Below are 15,649 nucleotides of genomic sequence, written 5' to 3' on the forward strand. Positions count from 1 at the left end.
TGCCCGGCAAGCATTTCGCCGCCGGGAAGAGGTTAAAGCATATAGCTCATCGCCAGACCGATAAACAACACCAGCCCCACGTAGTTATTGTTCATAAACGCTTTAAAGCAGGCATCACGATCGCGGTTTTTAATCAGCTTCTGCTGATAAATAAACAGCGCCCCGGCGATGAAAATCGACCAGTAGAATTCCCAGTTCAGATGGCTCAGCCAGCCGACCGCCACCATCAATCCCAGCGATAAGACCTGTAAAATCCCGATGATCAGCTTGTCGTGTTTGCCAAACAGAATCGCGGTAGATTTGACGCCAATCTTTAAATCGTCATCCCGGTCAACCATCGCATATTCGGTATCGTAGGCCACCGTCCAGCAGATATTTGCCAGGAACATCAGCCAGCAGCTCAGCGGCAACGATTCACTGACCGCGGCATAGGCCATCGGGATAGACCAGCCAAACGCCGCGCCCAGCACCACCTGTGGCAGATGGGTGTAGCGTTTCATAAACGGATACACCCACGCCAGCGCCAGACCGGCCACCGACAGCAGAATAGTCATGGTGTTGAGCGTCAGTACCAGCAGGAACGAGAGCACCACCAGCACCACAAACAGGATGCGCGCCTCTTTCTCGCTGATATCGCCGCTCGGTAACGGGCGATGGGCGGTGCGTTTGACGTGACCATCAATTTTACGGTCGGCGTAGTCGTTCACCACGCAGCCCGCGGCACGCATCATCCACACCCCCGCCACGAACACCGCGAGGATCCACAGCGGCGGTACGCCAGGCATGGCTACCCACAGCGCCCACAGCGTCGGCCAGAGCAGCAGCAGCGAGCCTATCGGCTTATCAATACGCATCAGACGGCTATAAGCCTGGAGCTTATTTTGCGTCAGACTCCTCTCCATAATTCTCTTCCTCTCAGTACAGCGGCGACGCAGGCAGAAAAAGCTCGGTTAACAGCAGCGGTTTTCCGCTCAGCCGAAGGCGGGAACGACGCCCCCACAGCTCTGCATCTTTACCAATTTCAATAAAATCACGGGTTAAGGTGGATGAGGTAAACAGGTAGCGCCCCAGCGGGGTTTTGCCGAGCTGTTGCAGCGCCAGCTCCGGTCCCGACAGGGTAGATTCCGGCACCACCGTTCGCCCGGCAAGCCAGGGTTCGCCGTCGGCGCAGAGCAAAATCTCACGCAGCCAGTAGCGCGGCTCGGCGGGCAGCAGCGCCAGTTCTTCGGCGACCTCATCCTGACCCACGAAATCTTCACGCACCAGCGTCACGGTGACGCGCTTGCCCTGCTGTTCAAAACGTTTGGTCATGGAATCTTCCAGCAGCAGCCAGTCGAGCAGCGCCGCATCGAGTTCCGGAAGGGTGGTGTAATAGCGTAGTGCACGCAGCTGCGCCAGCGCAGGGTGTGACATGCCAGACTCTCCGATACAAAACTTATCGGCATTGTATCGTAGAAAAGGGTTAGCGGGAGGAAGAAACGTTAATATCCGCGCGGCGGCGCAACAGGGATGCAACATCCGCCGTTGCGTCAGAAAAAACGGTGCGTCGAGGGAGACGCACCGAATGGCCAGGGCCTAAACATCAGCAATGTGGGGAGATGTTTTTACCCCTTGCCTTTTACACTACTGATAAAGGTGGAACGCGCTGAAGTCGAACCGAGGCGCTCGGCTTCGTTTAACAGTTTCAGGGCTTTATCGATATTGCCCTCTTCCACAGCCTGTTTAATTGCGTTGTTGAAATAGCTTTCGGTGTCATTGAGAACCGGTTCGCTCTTCACTGCCGGTGCTGATGCCGCGGTGGCTGAGGCTGCGACTGCCGCCGTCGCCGGGGCGGCCGCAGGTGCGCTGTAAACCGGTGCCGCCGTGTTACCCACGGTGACTGGACCAGGGCCTGAAGAACCAAACAGTGGGCCAACCAGCACGCTGGAGGCGGACGAGGTTTTCACTTTCAGCTTCAGCGTGCCTTCGGTCACGTGCCGGGCAATCGGGTCCGGAATATCCGGCACCGCATTACCTGTACCTTTAGCGTAGGCTTTTGCCGGGTCAATCAGGGTCGTGGTTTGCTGCAAATCTTGCGGGGTGGTGAACACCAGCACATAAATTTTCTGCTGACCCAATGCTGGGGTCAGACGCATTACCCCTTCCAGACGGTCGGCGCTCATGACGCCCGGCTCCTGGTAGGTAAAGTAGCTGCTCGGGAAGAACGCCGATGGCGTCATGTTCTGATCCAGAATCAGCACGTTCGGCGCATACACGCTGGTTTGTTTGTTCACTTCACTGGTGAGGGTAATGTTCAACTCACCAATGTTTGCCGGGACGCTGTACGCCGCCACCGGGCCAGAGATCCCCGGCACGTTTAGCGACTGACCGCCACCGGAGAGAGAAGTGGTTTGGGTTTTAGCTTGATCAACGGGCGTCCAGACCAACTGCTGTAGCGCAGTTGCCGGGATAGCCGGTGCGGCAGTGGTGTTCTGCGGCACGAAATTCACTTCAGCAAAACTGACGGCGGGGACGCTTGCCAGCAGACCAGCAGAGAGGCACAGCGCGATGAGACTTTTGTTCATTTTCATTTTTATCACCTCAAAGACAGGGCTCAGCGGTAGCCAGGCAATAGCGCGCTGAGTCTAAAACAGAGGGACTTTCGTCCCTCTTTGTGTGGCATAACAGTGGGTTAACTTAACTGCGAATTACCACCAGATTTCCATCTGGGCACCGAAGCTCCACTCGTCGTTGTCGCCACGGCCAAGGCCAGCGGTCTGCATACCGAAGTTGGAGTTGTAGTTTCCGTTGTTGGTCGCTGGGCTGCCGGAAGTGTCGTAACCCCATTTCTCATCCCACTTGGCGTAGGTGGCGAACACACGGATAGCCGGACGGGACCAGATGCTGTCGCCAGCCTGCCATTGTTGTGCGAGGGTAATTTTGTACTGGTTGTTGGTGTCGCCGGTGTTCTGGGATTTGACGTTGTCGTAGCCCACTTCCAGCAAGGTGCTCATGATAGGGGTCCATTTGTACATCGGACGAACACCGACGGTATACCATTTGGTGCCGTTGTTGTTATCCCAGTTGATGTCCTGGTACATACCGACGTACATCAGGTCCCAGCTGTCGCCCAGGGAGATTGCACCGTGGTCGAGGATACGCAGCAGGTGGCCGTCGTTGTTAATGCCGTACGCGTACAGTTTGCCGCTCTCGTCATTGCCGAGACCAACACCAGCACCCTGTGCCTGGCCTTTACCCTGAGAAGTCATGGAGTCGGTGGCGTACTGCACCACAAACTTGTTAAAGCCTTTCAGCATGCTCTGGGTGTGTTCAGCGGTGAACATCCAGCCATCTTTCGATGCCTGTGGCTGCAGGTAGTAATCGTCATTTACGTTGGTGTGACCGTAATCCACACCCAGCTCCAGGGTACCGCCTGGGTTGATTTCCATCTGGCCCAAACGCACGTCAAACACGTCGTTGGCGGTTGAGGAGGTGTAATCACGAATATTGTCGCTGGCGAAGGCATTGGAGCCGCCTGCTTCGGTCGAACGGGTTGCCGCGAAGGAGAGTTTACCGATGCCCACATCCACGTTTTCCAGACCTGCACCCGGACCGGAGATATCCCAGTAGTAGAAGTCGATCATGTGAACGTCGTGACGTTGATAGAAGCGCTTACCGGCCCAGATAGTGGAACCTGGCAGAGCGTCGATCAGGTTTTTACCCTGCACGTTCGCTTCACGGAATGCCGGGCTGGTGGCTTCCCAGTCGTTCTGCTGTGCTACGGAGTAAGCGACGTTGGTGTCGAAGTAGAAGCTCTTATCGCCCTCTTTCCACACTTCCTGACCAAATTTCAGTTCGGCGTACGTTTCACATTCGTTACCGAGACGATATTTACTTTGTGCGCCAGTTGCCTGGAAACACTGTTGCGCGCCGCCGCTACCGGTCCAGCCGATACCCGAACGGGCGTAACCTTTAAAATCTACGGCGCCCGCGTGCGCAGACAAAATGCCTGCTGTCACGGCGATTGCCACTGGAAGTTTGCGCAGAGTAATCATCATTCTATCTCCTGAGACCATTGCTTTTCTTTTGTTATGGGATTTAAACGCCCGGTTCTTTGTGCAGCCGACGACATGCGGAACCATCCTCACGGAACAGATGGCAACGCTCTGGCGGCAGACCGATAGCGAATGTGGCTCCCTCTTCTACCAACACCACGTCATTCTGGCGGTACACCAGGTTCTGACGGATGGCGGGGATCTGGATATGAATTTGCGTTTCGTGACCCAGTTGCTCGACGACCTGCACGTCCCCTTCGAGGGTGACATCGGCGATATCACTCGGTAGAAGATGCTCAGGACGAATGCCTAATGACATGTTGGCGCCAACCTGCACGCCGGTACTTTCCACCGGCAGCCAGATTTGCTGACGGTTTGGCAATTCCACCTGCACCTGCTCAATGGCGGTGGCGGTGACTTTCACCGGCAGGAAGTTCATCTTCGGCGAGCCGATAAAGCCCGCGACGAACCGGTCCGCCGGATAGTGATAAAGCTCGAGAGGCTTGCCGATTTGCGCCACGCGCCCGGCATCCAGCACCACGATTTTGTCGGCCAGGGTCATCGCTTCGACCTGATCGTGGGTGACGTAAATCATCGTGCGCCCCAGACGCTTATGCAGTCGGGAGATCTCAATACGCATCTGCACACGCAGTGCGGCATCGAGGTTTGAAAGCGGTTCATCGAGCAGGAACACCCGCGGCTCAGCCACCAGCGTACGGCCAATCGCCACGCGCTGACGCTGCCCGCCGGACAACGCTTTCGGTTTACGCTCCAGAAGGTGAGCCAGCTGCAGCACTTCGGCCACCTGGGTCACGCGCTGGGCGATCACATCTTTTTTCGCCCCTGCAAGCTTGAGGCCAAACGACATGTTCTCTGCCACCGAGAGATGGGGGTAAAGCGCATAAGACTGGAACACCATGCCGATACCACGCTCGGCGGGCGGCGTGTCGTTCATCCGCTTGTCACCAATCAGCAGGTCCCCACTGGTGATGGTTTCCAGCCCGGCGATCATGCGCAGCAGCGTGGATTTACCGCAGCCTGATGGCCCGACAAACACCACGAACTCCCCCTCATGGATGTCGAGATTGATGTCTTTCGACACCACCACGTCACCCCAGGCTTTCGTTACATTACGCAGCTGTACGCTCGCCATCCCCTTCTCCCTTGGTTACAACCTGTCACGAAAAGAAATATTCATTCTGGGGCTGACTATGCGCGACCAATAACTTTCGTGAATCCTCCACCCCCTGGGTTTTTGATGGGGGAGGAGACGGGAGGATGAGGAGGGCTGCTCTGCCCCCGCGTCTGGCGTGGTCTGGCGAAATTCGTGATGCACACGGCAAAATTCGGCGTCGTTTTGTGTGCGCCAGGACTCATAACTAAAGTTTATGCAACAGAGATCACAGAAAGGAGCGGTGGGGCGTAGGGTTGGGGAGGATGGAAAGAGGTTGCTAAGAAAGGAAACTCAGCGTTGTAAAAGCCACCAGGCGTATCCACGAGCACATCACCAAATAGGACGGGATATATGAAAATCAAAACTGGCGCTCGCATCCTCGCGCTGTCTGCACTGACCACGATGATGTTTTCCGCCTCTGCCTTCGCGAAGATTGAAGAAGGCAAGCTGGTTATCTGGATCAACGGCGATAAAGGCTATAACGGCCTTGCTGAAGTCGGTAAGAAATTCGAGAAAGACACCGGCATCAAAGTGACCATTGAGCACCCGGATAAACTGGAAGAGAAATACCCGCAGGTTGCCGCTACTGGCGATGGCCCGGACATTATCTTCTGGGCGCACGACCGTTTTGGTGGCTACGCGCAGTCCGGCCTGCTGGCTGAAGTGACCCCAGACAAAGCGTTCCAGGACAAACTGTATCCGTTCACCTGGGATGCCGTACGCTACAACGGCAAGCTTATCGCCTACCCAATCGCGGTCGAAGCGCTGTCGCTCATCTATAACAAAGACCTGGTGCCGAACCCACCGAAAACCTGGGAAGAGATCCCAGCGCTGGATAAAGCGCTGAAGGCGAAGGGTAAATCCGCGCTGATGTTCAACCTGCAAGAACCGTACTTCACCTGGCCGCTGATTGCTGCCGACGGCGGGTATGCCTTCAAGTTTGAAAACGGTAAATACGACGTGAAAGATGTCGGCGTAGACAATGCAGGGGCAAAAGCGGGCCTGACCTTCCTGGTTGACCTTATTAAGAACAAACACATGAACGCGGATACCGATTACTCCATCGCGGAAGCGGCGTTCAACAAGGGCGAAACCGCGATGACCATCAACGGTCCGTGGGCGTGGTCCAACATCGACAAGAGCAAAATCAACTACGGCGTAACGCTGCTGCCAACCTTCAAAGGCAAAGCGTCTAAACCGTTTGTGGGCGTGCTGAGTGCGGGCATCAACGCTGCTAGCCCGAACAAAGAGCTGGCAAAAGAGTTCCTCGAAAACTACCTGCTGACCAACGACGGTCTGGCGGATGTGAACAAGGACAAACCGCTGGGTGCCGTGGCGCTGAAATCTTACCAGGAACAGCTGGAAAAAGATCCGCGTATCGCCGCCACCATGGCCAACGCCCAGAAAGGTGAAATTATGCCTAACATCCCGCAGATGGCCGCCTTCTGGTACGCCACCCGCACCGCGGTCATCAACGCCGCCAGCGGACGTCAGAGCGTGGATGCTGCGCTGAAAGATGCTCAGGGTCGTATCACTAAGTAAGTCATAAGGCACGAAATGTAGGCCTGATAAGCGAAGCGTCATCAGGCGCTGTTGCCGGGTGGCGACGCAAAGCGTCTTATCCGGCCTACACGTTTTCACAGCTGTAGAGGAAATTACCCCATGGATGTCGTTAAAAAGAGTCACTGGTGGCAAAGCGAAACGCTGAAGTGGTCCGTGGTCGGGCTACTGGGCCTGCTGGTGGGTTACCTTGTTGTTTTAATGTATGCCCAGGGGGAATACCTGTTCGCCATCATGACGCTGATTTTAAGCTCTGCTGGCCTGTATATCTTCGCCAACCGCAAAGCCTATGCGTGGCGCTATGTCTATCCTGGTATGGCCGGGATGGGCCTGTTCGTGCTGTTCCCGCTGGTGTGTACCATCGCCATCGCCTTCACCAACTACAGCAGCACCAACCAGCTGACGCAGGAGCGTGCGCAGCAGGTGTTAATGGACCGCTCTTATCAGGCGGGCAAAACCTATAACTTCGGCTTATACCCGGCGGGCAGTGAGTGGAAACTGGCGCTGACCGACGGCGAGAGCGGTAAAAATTATGTCTCCGATGCCTTTAAATTTGGCGGCGAGCAAAAGATTACGTTGAAAGAAGCCGACGCGCTGCCGGAAGGCGAACGCGGCAACCTGCGGGTGATCACCCAGAATCGCCAGGCGCTGAACCAACTGACCGCTATTCTGCCGGATGACAGCAAAGTCATCATGAGCTCCCTGCGCCAGTTCTCCGGTACCCGCCCGCTGTATACCGAGGGCGAAAAAGGTGAGCTGACCAACAATCAGAGCGGCGTGAAATACCGCCCGAATAATCAGATAGGTTTTTATCAGTCGGTCAACGCCGACGGCAACTGGGGCGATGAGAAACTCAGCCCGGGTTATACCGTTAGCATCGGCTGGGACAACTTCACCCGGGTATTCACCGACGAAGGCATTCAGAAACCGTTCTTCGCCATCTTCGTCTGGACGGTGGTGTTCTCGGTGCTGACCGTGCTGTTGACCGTCGCCGTAGGTATGGTGCTTGCATGCGTGGTGCAGTGGGAATCGCTGAAAGGCAAAGCCATTTACCGCGTGCTGTTAATCCTGCCGTATGCCGTGCCGTCGTTCATCTCGATCCTCATCTTCAAAGGGCTGTTCAACCAGAGCTTTGGTGAAATCAACATGATGCTGAGCGCGCTGTTTGGCATCAAGCCGGCGTGGTTTAGCGACCCGACCACTGCCCGCTCGATGATCATCATCGTCAACACCTGGCTCGGCTATCCGTACATGATGATCCTGTGCATGGGGCTGCTGAAGGCGATTCCGGAAGACCTGTACGAAGCCTCGGCGATGGACGGCGCAGGCCCGTTCCAGAACTTCTTTAAGATTACGCTGCCGCTGCTTATCAAGCCGCTGACGCCGCTGATGATTGCCAGCTTCGCCTTTAACTTTAACAACTTTGTGCTTATCCAGCTGCTGACCAACGGGGGCCCGGACCGTCTCGGCACCACCACCCCGGCGGGTTATACCGACCTGCTGGTGAGCTACACCTACCGTATTGCCTTTGAAGGCGGCGGCGGTCAGGACTTCGGCCTGGCGGCGGCGATTGCGACGCTGATCTTCCTGCTGGTAGGGGCGCTGGCGATTATTAACCTCAAAGCCACGCGCATGAAATTCGATTAAGGGAGCTATCGACAATGGCAATGGTTCAACCGAAATCTCAAAAGCTGCGTCTGTTCATCACGCATCTGTTACTGCTGATGTTTATCGCCGCGATCATGTTCCCGCTGCTGATGGTTATCGCTATCTCGCTGCGTGAAGGTAACTTTGCAACCGGCAGCCTCATCCCGGATCAAATCTCCTGGGAGCACTGGAAGCTGGCGCTGGGCTTTAGCGTCGAACACGCCGATGGCCGGGTCACGCCGCCGCCGTTCCCGGTGCTGCTGTGGCTGTGGAACTCAATCAAAATTGCGGGGATCACCGCGGTGGGTATCGTGGCGCTGTCCACCACCTGCGCCTACGCTTTCGCCCGCATGAAGTTCCCGGGCAAGGCCACCCTGCTGAAAAGTATGCTGATTTTCCAGATGTTCCCGGCGGTGCTGTCACTGGTCGCGCTGTATGCGTTGTTTGACCGCCTCGGACAGTACATTCCGTTCATCGGCCTGAATACCCACGGCGGGGTCATCTTCGCGTATATGGGGGGGATCGCCCTGCACGTCTGGACGATTAAAGGCTATTTCGAAACCATCGACGGCTCGCTGGAAGAAGCCGCCGCGCTGGACGGCGCTACGCCGTGGCAGGCTTTCCGCCTGGTGCTGCTGCCGCTGTCGGTGCCGATTTTGGCGGTGGTCTTTATTCTGTCGTTCATCGCCGCCATCACCGAAGTGCCGGTCGCCTCGTTGCTGCTTCGCGACGTGAACAGCTACACCCTGGCCGTCGGGATGCAGCAATACCTCAACCCGCAAAACTACCTGTGGGGCGACTTTGCCGCTGCGGCTGTGCTCTCCGCCATTCCGATAACCCTGGTGTTCCTGCTGGCCCAGCGCTGGCTGGTTAACGGCCTGACCGCCGGCGGGGTGAAAGGGTAAGTTTCATTGTTCTATGCCACTGTAATGCCACTGTAATGCCGCTGTAATCGTTATCCCTCATACTTGTGACTGTTGTTTGGCGCTCCCTGGAGCGCCATTTTTTTACTCACGTTTTAGGCGCTTCGAGTTACACAACCACAAAGTGACCACCAGCAACAGGATCGCCGCAGAGTAGATCAGCACATCAAGCGGGGACTTATGATCGACGATGATCAGCCGCACGATGGCGGTGATCCCGATATAGACGAAGTAACGCAGCGGGAAATGAAAACCGGACTGGAAGTACTTCACGATCAAAGCGATAAATTCAAAATAGAGAAAATAGACCACCAGCCCTTCTACCAGCGCGTACTTGCTGGTTTGTTCAGGGGCGAACAGCACATCCGCCAGGTGGAGCGTTTCTTTGCCGAGGAATACGACTAATATCAGGCCAAGACTGAGCAAACCCAGGTTCAACACGGTCTGCAAAACGGTGGAGATAAACTCTACGCGTGGACGAATAAGCGGCGTCATTCTGTATCTCCTTCCCAAAGACGAGATCCCTGTATAACGTAAAAATGTGACGCAGATCTACATTTTTTGTTTATGTTTTATGCAACGCAGTCCCCTCTCCCCGAAAGGAGAGGGTTGTGGCGAGGGAAAACTTAGCGGAAGTTCTGACTGCGATCGCTGGTCATGTCGTACAGCTGGAACTTACGACCCAGCTGCTGACCGCCGTCACGCGTCAGCGGCGTCCAGCCAACCGCTGCCCGGCTGCGGGTCGGGCCAGACGAGAACAGGTCCAGCGGGACAGAAACATACACCCCTTTGGTGAAATCGCCTTCGCCGTATTCATCTGCCGACACGTTGGTGATGGTCGCGTAGGCCCCGACAACCACGCCGCTGTCGAAGTGTTTCGACACTTCCAGCGTGCCGCCTTTATCACCCGCCAGATACTGCCCAACGCTGGCTTTAATCAGCACGTCCTGGGCAAACGGCGGGGTCCAGTAGGCGGCCAGGTTACCCACTTTGGCGCTGTAATCGGTGAACTTCATCATGTTCAGCGAGCTGGTCCAGTCACGCTGTTTCACGTAGTTGGCGTCCACCCCGAACGCCCAGTTGCTGTCGACCGGACGCCACAGCACTTCGGCCCCCACGCCGCCGTACATGGTTTCCAGATAGCCGCCGTATACCTGACCATAAAAATCATTGCCCAGATATTGCAGATAGTTGGCCTGCAGGTTGTTCACGTAGACGTCGTTCTCGACGTATTCACGCACGTGGGTACGCACGCGCGGCAGCGTCGAATCGGTCGGCGGATTGGTGTAGTTGAACTTGTCGTAGTTGTTGGCGATATTGCCAAACAGGCTGCCGGTGGTCAGCAGGTGGTCGGTCACCCACCAGTCGGCGGTCGCCATGACCCCCAGCTGGTACATGTAGAAACTTTCCGGGCCGCCGATTGACTGACTCAGCACCGGATCGATATGGAAATCAAAGCTCGATTTGTCGATGTACCAACCCTGCTCGGTTTTATCCGGCACGATCGGCGTTTCGCGTTTCTGCACCAGCTGCGTTTCATGGCCCAGCGGCTCGCCTTCCAGATGACGCTTCAGGCTGGCAACGTTAGTTTCGGTAGTTACCTGCGGCATGTTGAGACGATTTTCGGTGACCCGGATAGTGCTGATGCCGTCCGGCAAATCATTCATGATGATGCGGTTCGCTCGCTCGATACCTTCCCGCGAATCACGGTATTTCACCTGCTCGCCGGTCACGTATAGGGTGTCGCCTTTGACCTGAATTTTCGGATCCGCAAAACCGGCGTTGTATTTCAGCAACGTCAGCTGATTAGCCACCACCGAATGTTGCAGGATAGCATCCTGCGGCTGCGGCCGATATTTTGGCCGCGAATTGTCGTTATACGACGGGCGTAAATCGTTAAAGTTGGTGCGCACGGTCACGCCGAACATGAAGGTGTTGCCGCGCTCGTAGCTCAGGTTAACGTCGGCCCAATCCGTTACGCGATAAATCGCCCCGACGTTAAACTTGCTTTTCTGGTCGAGCTTTCCGGCAAAGTCCTGGCTGTAATCATTCCCTTCATATTCCAGCTTCAGGCGCAGTGGCTGCCACGGCGTCTGGTATTCCACCCCGCCAAACAGCGAGGCCGGGCCGTGGAACATCTGACTGCTGTCCACCGAACCCGCCTGGCGATAGCTGTTATCGCGAGAACAATACTTGTCGCTGTAGCTACACAGCGGGTTCTTAACGTTGCCGCTGGTGCCAAGATAACCCCAGCCCAGCCCGAGACTGAAATCAAACGGCCCCCAGGCCTTGCTCGCCACCAGATATTCGGCGTCAAACAGCCCGGTCCCGCCGATATCACGCGCCCCCACCGAGACCTGCGGCAGCCAGTAACTCTCTTCCCACAGGCGTAATTTCAGGTCGAACGCTTTGTCTTTGTAGGTCTGATCCCCGGAGAAGGATTCCACGCTGCTGTACGACTTGGTGCGCACGTCGGTGTAGCGCAGGGTTGTTTCCAGCCACGGGAACAGCTGCACCGAGGCAGAGTAATACCGGTACTGGTCGTTATCGCGATAGTTGAGACTCAACTCACCTTCACGCGCCATGCGGGCGGTTGGGGTTTGCAGCAGGCCCACGCCACCAAAATCAGACTGCGACGGACCAATCGGCGCCGGGTACGTTTCCGCATGGCAGGCCGCGCTGACACCCAGCGCCAGCAGGCTGTAGAGAAATCTGTTTTTCATTATTCCGGGATCCGCTGTGCAAGGGCGCGAAGAAGGGCGGCGTTCAGATCGGCATATTTCTTCGTCCAAAGTGAGTCGGCGAAACCGACAAAAATGATGCTGCCGGGCATGGGTTCGAGATGACGCTTATTCCAGTAGGCAACCGGGGCTTTTTCTGTGCGTCCATCGGGATAGATAATCCAGGCATCGCTGCGGTCGGCCCCGCTAAGCAGGCTCATTTCGTCCAGGTAATCGGCGACCGGTTTACCCGGCGTGAACGCCATGCTGCCCGGACGGCTGACGAGGCCGAAAACGCTTACCGTCGACGGTGGCTTGCCGACCCACAGGCTGTAGTGTCCTTCCAGCGGCGGGTTCGCGCGACGCCCCAGACGCACACGGTCCGGGTCGAGGCTGACAAACTGCCGCCCGGTGACGTTCAGCGCCTGCAGCTGTTGGTGGATGGCGTTAATCGCCGCCGCGTCGTCACCGTCTTCCTCTGCCGCCAGGGCGGCAAGCTGCGCCAGTAATTCTGTTTTCTGCTGCTGGGCCACGGCGGTCGCCTGTTTTTCAGCAATCACGGCCCCTGGCCACCAGCTGTTTTCCAGCCGTGGCTGCCCGACTAAATCCGCCAGATGAGCGGCATCAGTCAGGGTTTTCGGTTGTGTTGCGCCATTGATATAAACATCAACGGTGCCTGCGGCCAGTGCCAGCGGGGAGATAAGCAACGCCATCAGGGCGGCAAGGGTGCGTATTGTCATTGCTTCGCCGCCTTGATCAGAATGGTTTTCACCGGGAAGAAATTCGCCCCGAGATACTGCTCGGATTGACGAATCTGCCCATCGCTGTCGACCCAAAAACGGTTCTGCCAGCTCGCCTGATCGGTACTGGCATCCTCCACCAGCACGCGAACGGCGGTGGAATCACCGGCCAGCGTCAGCGTGTCGCTGCCTTCCCAGTGGAACTGCGAGCGAGCGGTGGCATAGCGCACCTGTTTGTGTTCCGTCCAGCCGATTGTCCGGGTCCAGCTTGCGCCATCGACAATCTGATTGGGCTTCACCAGCGGATCGGCGTCGAGATTGCTGACGCTGAGCAGGTTGTCACCGCCGAGCAAGGTTTTCACGATGCGCCCGTGCTGGGTGACGACCGTCGCCTGATCCTGGGTGACCCATTTCTGTTGGCCGTTTTCGGCAAAGGCGAGAACCACAAACAGCTGCGGACCGTTATTGAGCTGCATGTATTGACTGGCGTAGGGCATGTTCTGGATATCATCGGCGGTCAGCTGCACGCCGGGGGTGCCGAACAGGCTGTGCCAAAACGATTTGCCCAGCCCTTCCGTGCTGGCGGAACAGGCCTGAAGCAGCAGGCAAAGAGTAACAATAATGGGTCGCTTCACGACTCTTCTCCGAGGGGGCAAAATAACCACACCGAAGTGTGGTTAGGGTTAATGACCCGTGAGACTTAGCGGGTACTTGTGGTTGTCGTGGTCGTGGTTCCGGTATTGGAGCCATCACCACCACCGGTCGCCGCCAGTGCGACCCCCACGGCCGAACTTACGGCGCTGGCGCTGGTTGCGGCAGAACTGCCCGCAGACACAGACGTCGCTGCCGACCCTGCCGCTTCACCGGTTTCCACCGGAGCCGCAAAGGCAGACGTCGCCGCAAGCGCAGAAATGGCAAAAATGCCATAGAGAGCTTTTTTCATTACTATTTCCCTTCATTGGTTGAATGAATGGAGATTCACCTGAGATATTCAGGCGTCATCGAGTATACACAACTCAGGCAGCCGGATTACGGCGCAGGAAATAAGCAAGCGGGTTTTAGGACTATGGGAAGAAATCTTTATTCCAGGAACAATGAAAATATATAAAACCTTGAAAATCATTTAGATGTAAATTCCAGTTCCTCAAGAAAATCCTAAAAAATAAAATATGCTTTCGCGATCACAACCGTTTTTAGGATTAACCTGAACACGACGGCAGGAATAGATATCGGTCATCTCCGCATTATTCCCTGCAGTTTTCGGGGGAAATTAATCTTTGTTCACGAACGGAATAACTATTATGCGATCCGTCTAAGGCAATCCTCGGTGGTATTGCCACGCCCTACTTTGCGCTGTCCATCAGCGACAGGTTTTCCCCCACCCCCCTGCGTAAAGTGACCCCACTCCCTCGCACTTTTCCCAGGAACGTCTCATGAAAGCATTTACCGTTGGTTTGTTCGGCATTGGTCTGGATACCTACTGGCCGCAGTTTGATGGCCTGCGCGAGCAGCTCGTCGGCTATCTCGGGCGGGTCGATAACCAGTTGCAACAGCGGGAGGTCACGGTGATCAACGCCGGGCTGGTTGATAATCCACACTGCATGGATAACGCCGCCGAGGTGTTTGCCCGTCAAAACGTTGATGCACTGGTGCTGTACATCACCACCTACGCCCTGAGCTCGACGGTGCTGCCGCTGGTGCAGCAGCTCAAGGTGCCGGTGCTGATTCTGGCGTTGCAGCCAGAGAAAAAAGTGCCATGCGCCACTATCAATCAGCGCGAAGATCGCGGGGAGCGTACCGGACAATGGCTGGCGCACTGCCAGGCCTGTAGCGCCCCGGAGCTGGTGAACGTGTTTCAACGCGCTAACATCAGCTACACGCTGGTGCCGGGATATCTCGACGATCCGCAGGCATGGCAGGAAATCGCCAGCTGGCTCGACGCAGCCAGAACCGTCAAGACGCTGAAAACCACTCATATCGGCGTGCTCGGGCATTACTACAACGGCATGGTTGACGTCTATTCCAACATGACCAACCTGTCGGCCAAATTCGGCGTGCGTTTTAAGGTACTGGAAGTCTGCGAGCTGGCCGCCTCGCCGATCACGGACACCGAGCGCCAGCACAAGCGCGAGCAGGTGTTCGCGGCGCTCAACGTCGACCCGGCCTGTGAAGAATTTGAGCTGCATCGCGCCATTAGTACTTCGGTGGCGCTGGATAAACTGGTGGCGCGCCATCAACTCGGCGCGATGGCGTATTACTACGAAGGCGCATCCGGTTCGCCGGAGGAAAACAGTATTACCTCGGTGATCCTCGGCAATACGCTCCTCACCGCACGGGATATTCCGGTGGCGGGCGAGTGCGAAATCAAGAATGTGATCGCCATGAAAATCCTCAGCCTGTTAAAGGCGGGCGGATCGTTCTCGGAGCCTTACGGCATTGATTTTGAGGGTGACACCGTGCAATGGGGTCACGATGGGCCCGCGCATCCGCTGATGTCGACGGAGAAAGTGCGGCTGGTGCCGTTGCCGGTGTATCACGGCAAGCCAGGCAAAGGGGTGTCGATTCAAATGACGGTCGCCCCGGGGCCAGTGACCTTTTTATCGGTGGTAGAACATTGCGACGGCAGCGTGACGCTGCAATATGCCGAAGGGGAAGCGGTGCCGGGCGAGGTACTGGATATCGGTAACACCAACAGCCACTATCGGTTTTCGCTCTCTGCCCGGGAGTTCACCCGTCGCTGGTGCGAAGGGGGTCCGGCGCATCATTGCGCGATAGGTATGGGTCACGTCGGGGAAAAAATAGAGGCTATCGCGAAACTACTGGGAATAAGGAGTCTGCGGATAGCCTGAGT

The 15,649-nt window shown here is 56.4% G+C and carries 14 protein-coding genes; 4 read left to right on the forward strand and 10 right to left on the reverse strand.

All coding sequences use genetic code 11. The annotated features are described in order from the left end of the window. Nucleotides 1-32: 32 nt before the first annotated feature. The 5 genes from ubiA to malK form a co-directional block, all read right to left on the reverse strand. Nucleotides 33-902: a 4-hydroxybenzoate octaprenyltransferase gene (gene ubiA / locus ACG0Z5_RS09170; protein WP_319627628.1), complete on the reverse strand. Its 870-nt coding sequence runs from the start codon at nucleotides 900-902 to the stop codon at nucleotides 33-35. Nucleotides 903-915: 13 nt separating this feature from the next. After that, a complete protein-coding gene (gene ubiC, locus ACG0Z5_RS09175; protein ID WP_319627627.1) occupies nucleotides 916-1,413 on the reverse strand; it encodes a chorismate lyase in 498 nt (165 codons plus the stop codon). 191 nt (nucleotides 1,414-1,604) lie between these two features. Continuing rightward, nucleotides 1,605-2,570, reverse strand: coding sequence for a maltose operon protein MalM (gene malM / locus ACG0Z5_RS09180; RefSeq protein WP_394446624.1), 966 nt, complete (start codon nucleotides 2,568-2,570; stop codon nucleotides 1,605-1,607). 117 nt (nucleotides 2,571-2,687) lie between these two features. Further along, nucleotides 2,688-4,037 (reverse strand): maltoporin, encoded by a 1,350-nt coding sequence (locus ACG0Z5_RS09185; protein WP_394446625.1) that lies wholly within the window; start codon nucleotides 4,035-4,037, stop codon nucleotides 2,688-2,690. A gap of 40 nt (nucleotides 4,038-4,077) precedes the next feature. Next, a complete protein-coding gene (gene malK, locus ACG0Z5_RS09190; RefSeq protein WP_394446626.1) occupies nucleotides 4,078-5,187 on the reverse strand; it encodes a maltose/maltodextrin ABC transporter ATP-binding protein MalK in 1,110 nt (369 codons plus the stop codon). Between the two features lie 372 nt (nucleotides 5,188-5,559). On the opposite strand from malK, the gene malE reads away from it, so the two are divergent. The 3 genes from malE (at nucleotide 5,560) to malG (ending at nucleotide 9,320) form a co-directional block, all read left to right on the forward strand. Further along, complete coding sequence (gene malE / locus ACG0Z5_RS09195; RefSeq protein ID WP_394446627.1) at nucleotides 5,560-6,750, forward strand: maltose/maltodextrin ABC transporter substrate-binding protein MalE; 1,191 nt, start codon at nucleotides 5,560-5,562, stop codon at nucleotides 6,748-6,750. A gap of 120 nt (nucleotides 6,751-6,870) precedes the next feature. After that, entirely contained in the window at nucleotides 6,871-8,415 is a 1,545-nt protein-coding gene (malF, locus tag ACG0Z5_RS09200) for a maltose ABC transporter permease MalF (protein WP_319627622.1), read from the forward strand. 14 nt (nucleotides 8,416-8,429) lie between these two features. Continuing rightward, the gene (gene malG / locus ACG0Z5_RS09205) at nucleotides 8,430-9,320 is read left to right on the forward strand and encodes a maltose ABC transporter permease MalG (RefSeq protein ID WP_394446628.1); all 891 of its coding nucleotides are present in this window, start codon (nucleotides 8,430-8,432) and stop codon (nucleotides 9,318-9,320) included. 102 nt (nucleotides 9,321-9,422) lie between these two features. On the opposite strand, the gene psiE is transcribed toward malG, so the two are convergent. The 5 genes from psiE to yjbE form a co-directional block, all read right to left on the reverse strand. Continuing rightward, on the reverse strand, nucleotides 9,423-9,833 hold the full coding sequence (gene psiE, locus ACG0Z5_RS09210; RefSeq protein WP_394446629.1) for a phosphate-starvation-inducible protein PsiE: 411 nt from the start codon (nucleotides 9,831-9,833) through the stop codon (nucleotides 9,423-9,425). A gap of 131 nt (nucleotides 9,834-9,964) precedes the next feature. Then, a complete protein-coding gene (locus tag ACG0Z5_RS09215; RefSeq protein ID WP_394446630.1) occupies nucleotides 9,965-12,061 on the reverse strand; it encodes a YjbH domain-containing protein in 2,097 nt (698 codons plus the stop codon). Next, nucleotides 12,061-12,798, reverse strand: coding sequence for a capsule biosynthesis GfcC D2 domain-containing protein (locus ACG0Z5_RS09220; protein ID WP_394446631.1), 738 nt, complete (start codon nucleotides 12,796-12,798; stop codon nucleotides 12,061-12,063). Before ACG0Z5_RS09220 ends, ACG0Z5_RS09215 begins: the two co-directional genes overlap by 1 nt. Beyond that, nucleotides 12,795-13,433: a YjbF family lipoprotein gene (locus ACG0Z5_RS09225; protein WP_394446632.1), complete on the reverse strand. Its 639-nt coding sequence runs from the start codon at nucleotides 13,431-13,433 to the stop codon at nucleotides 12,795-12,797. Before ACG0Z5_RS09225 ends, ACG0Z5_RS09220 begins: the two co-directional genes overlap by 4 nt. 65 nt (nucleotides 13,434-13,498) lie before the next feature. Then, a complete protein-coding gene (gene yjbE / locus ACG0Z5_RS09230; protein WP_319627616.1) occupies nucleotides 13,499-13,741 on the reverse strand; it encodes an exopolysaccharide production protein YjbE in 243 nt (80 codons plus the stop codon). Between the two features lie 490 nt (nucleotides 13,742-14,231). Between yjbE and ACG0Z5_RS09235 the strand changes: the two genes are divergently transcribed. Continuing rightward, on the forward strand, nucleotides 14,232-15,647 hold the full coding sequence (locus ACG0Z5_RS09235; protein ID WP_394446634.1) for an arabinose isomerase: 1,416 nt from the start codon (nucleotides 14,232-14,234) through the stop codon (nucleotides 15,645-15,647). Nucleotides 15,648-15,649 lie beyond the last annotated feature (2 nt).

This window comes from Scandinavium sp. M-37, from assembly GCF_043558715.1.
GTDB classification, from domain to species: domain Bacteria; phylum Pseudomonadota; class Gammaproteobacteria; order Enterobacterales; family Enterobacteriaceae; genus Scandinavium; species Scandinavium vulneris_A.

Bases quoted from the DNA above. Each gene is read 5' to 3' on its own strand.
- ubiA (WP_319627628.1), bottom strand. From the start codon at position 902: ATGGAGAGGAGTCTGACGCAAAATAAGCTCCAGGCTTATAGCCGTCTG.
- ubiC (WP_319627627.1), bottom strand. From the start codon at position 1,413: ATGTCACACCCTGCGCTGGCGCAGCTGCGTGCACTACGCTATTACACC.
- malM (WP_394446624.1), bottom strand. From the start codon at position 2,570: ATGAAAATGAACAAAAGTCTCATCGCGCTGTGCCTCTCTGCTGGTCTG.
- ACG0Z5_RS09185 (WP_394446625.1), bottom strand. From the start codon at position 4,037: ATGATGATTACTCTGCGCAAACTTCCAGTGGCAATCGCCGTGACAGCA.
- malK (WP_394446626.1), bottom strand. From the start codon at position 5,187: ATGGCGAGCGTACAGCTGCGTAATGTAACGAAAGCCTGGGGTGACGTG.
- malE (WP_394446627.1), top strand. From the start codon at position 5,560: ATGAAAATCAAAACTGGCGCTCGCATCCTCGCGCTGTCTGCACTGACC.
- malF (WP_319627622.1), top strand. From the start codon at position 6,871: ATGGATGTCGTTAAAAAGAGTCACTGGTGGCAAAGCGAAACGCTGAAG.
- malG (WP_394446628.1), top strand. From the start codon at position 8,430: ATGGCAATGGTTCAACCGAAATCTCAAAAGCTGCGTCTGTTCATCACG.
- psiE (WP_394446629.1), bottom strand. From the start codon at position 9,833: ATGACGCCGCTTATTCGTCCACGCGTAGAGTTTATCTCCACCGTTTTG.
- ACG0Z5_RS09215 (WP_394446630.1), bottom strand. From the start codon at position 12,061: ATGAAAAACAGATTTCTCTACAGCCTGCTGGCGCTGGGTGTCAGCGCG.
- ACG0Z5_RS09220 (WP_394446631.1), bottom strand. From the start codon at position 12,798: ATGACAATACGCACCCTTGCCGCCCTGATGGCGTTGCTTATCTCCCCG.
- yjbE (WP_319627616.1), bottom strand. From the start codon at position 13,741: ATGAAAAAAGCTCTCTATGGCATTTTTGCCATTTCTGCGCTTGCGGCG.
- ACG0Z5_RS09235 (WP_394446634.1), top strand. From the start codon at position 14,232: ATGAAAGCATTTACCGTTGGTTTGTTCGGCATTGGTCTGGATACCTAC.